Genomic DNA, 2,190 nt, shown 5'->3' with positions numbered 1-2,190 from the left:
GGGGATGAAGGTATGATAGCGAGATATGTAAAAGAACAAGATAAAGAATACCTGCAGCTACACCAAAATCTACAATTGAGTCTATTTTGATTCTGATACCCCGTCCGCTTGCGGCGGGGTAGTTCATTCAAGATATGAATACTAAAAGTTAGCCTATTACTAGGTTTTAAAAATTGCAAAAGAAGACAATTCGTGCTTAAAATCAATCGGCAACGCCAGGACAAATTCACCCCCGTCTGGGATACGGTTATCTCCTCGCTGGTGTTAGGTTTATACATTCGCGATCCCCGCAGCGGTTTAGCTTTCCCCGACTAAAGGTAATAGCAATTTTGCGGGAAAATTTCCTTGACAAAAAACCTTAATTGTGATAACAGAAAAATCGATCGCCCGACTTGCGTGAGGATAGCTGCCAGTCCCCGCGTTGACGGGATGTGCGGGAAAGCAAGAGGCACTGAGACTCAAACGCAAGCTATAACCTTGAGGAATAGTGATAAAAGTGGCTTGCAGGGCAATATTTAGGGGCGATTCGGGATTATTTACCCGTTTATAACCCTGAGTGATATTAAAAACTCGACCATCGGGGGTAACTTGAGAAACCACCGCGCAGATATCGAAACTAACCGCGTCTGCTTGACAATAACAATCCAGACGGGGACTACCCAAAATCGTTAAATCTTTCCCTAGGGGGGGAGAAGTGTAGGTAATCACATCACTGCGACAGTCTAGCATGGTGCGGTCGAATATTCCCCCCGGTAGGGCGCTATGACCTCCTAAAGATGGGACCGGTCGCCAAGGATCGTGAACGATGGTATCCTCGATCGCAGGTTCTAACAAAATCGCGCTTAATTTCCCCTCATCCTCGCGCAGATTGGCTAAACCTTGACTAGCAAGATAATAAATTTGCTGATTTTCTCTGGGAAACTTCTCCAGATATCGCCATTGATTAGACCCCATTTGAAATAGATACATAGGAGGATTTTTTAATAACTCCGTTTCCTGACCTTTTAAGAAATAATCAAACCATTGCAGCTGCATTTTATCCACGGGACTAATTGCCTGTTCACCATAATCTATCTCTCCTACTTTTCTCCCCCAGGGTAGATGAGTCCAAGCACCAATAATTAGCTGTTGGGGATAGATAGAACGCGCTTGCATTTCTTGGTATAAACTCAAAGTTCCCCGGAGATGAGGATCGAACCAACCTCCGATATGTAACATCGGTAAATCGATATTTTTTAACAGGTTTTGCGGTGATAAATTTTGCCAATAGTCATCGGGAAGATAACGAGTAATCCAATCGTGATAAAAAGAATCAGCAGCTAAATCTTGCAGAATTTGGGGAGAGGCAGCAATAGGATCAAAAAGGGGTAAATTTCGGGAAGCTACCCAGAGTTTTTGATAGGCAGTTTCGTCCCCTTTTAATCTAGCTGTTTCCGCCGCTAATTGTATTGCCCAAGCGAGATTATATTGTAAATTAAATGCTTCATTTTCATAGCCCCAATCTCGATATAAATTGTGAGCGATCATTGCTGGGCAAATAGTTTTTAAAGCAGCATGACCATTAGTAGCGGCGTATAATTGAGTCATTCCCTGATAGGAAAAACCATACATTCCCACCACACCCGTATTATTAGGAATAGTTAAAACCCATTCAATGGTTTCTAATCCGTCGCTAATTTCATGGGCAAATAAATTAAAATTTCCCGTCGAGTTTCCCCGTCCCCGGACATCCTGAATTACTACAATATAACCCTGACGTGCATACCAGCTAGGATGGGCATAAACCACCGTGGAAGCGATCGTTTTTCCGTAGGGTTGTCGCATTAGTAAAATGGGAAAAGATTCCCTACTATCGGGAAGATAAATATCGGCAGCTAAACTAATGCCATCTTTGGTGATCAAACTAGCCGTTTCTTTTTTTATGGGGTAGGGATTAAACATTATTATCTCTTTCAGATCAAAAATACTGTCGGGTGGCTCAATCGAGAAAACTTGACAAAGACCAGATAAAGCTTAACTAAATGTTACAATAGAGGCGGACTGCCTCAACTGCCTAGGACTGGAGAAAAATCAGCGATGCTACGACTAGAGAGAATTAGTAAGATTTACCCGACGGGAGAAGTGTTAAAAGATGTCACTTGGGAAGTAAAAACTGGCGATCGCATCGGGTTGGTGGGAGTCAATGGGGCC

The 2,190-nt window shown here is 42.9% G+C and carries 2 protein-coding genes and 2 pseudogenes; 3 read left to right on the top strand and 1 reads right to left on the bottom strand.

Annotated features, from left to right (window positions below):
• Window positions 1–90: pseudogene (locus tag PX481_RS30035) on the top strand (IS200/IS605 family transposase); the annotation flags it as partial.
• A gap of 102 nt (window positions 91–192) precedes the next feature.
• The gene (locus tag PX481_RS04585) at window positions 193–315 is read left to right on the top strand and encodes a hypothetical protein (protein ID WP_256378310.1); all 123 of its coding nucleotides are present in this window, start codon (window positions 193–195) and stop codon (window positions 313–315) included.
• Here PX481_RS04585 and PX481_RS04580 read toward each other — a convergent pair.
• On the bottom strand, window positions 298–1,941 hold the full coding sequence (locus PX481_RS04580) for a CocE/NonD family hydrolase (protein ID WP_002760873.1): 1,644 nt from the start codon (window positions 1,939–1,941) through the stop codon (window positions 298–300). The genes PX481_RS04585 and PX481_RS04580 overlap by 18 nt on opposite strands.
• Before the next feature lie 135 nt (window positions 1,942–2,076).
• On the opposite strand from PX481_RS04580, the pseudogene PX481_RS30030 reads away from it, so the two are divergent.
• Window positions 2,077–2,190: pseudogene (locus PX481_RS30030) on the top strand (ABC transporter ATP-binding protein); the annotation flags it as partial.

The sequence above is a fragment of the Microcystis sp. M53603_WE2 genome, from assembly GCF_030065435.1.
Note: the sequence above shows the minus strand (reverse complement) of the source record. Positions and strands in the feature narration are given on the sequence as shown.

What these genes read in the sequence shown, in the direction of transcription:
- PX481_RS04580 (WP_002760873.1), bottom strand. Translation starts at nt 1,941, where the DNA reads ATGTTTAATCCCTACCCCATAAAAAAAGAAACGGCTAGTTTGATCACC.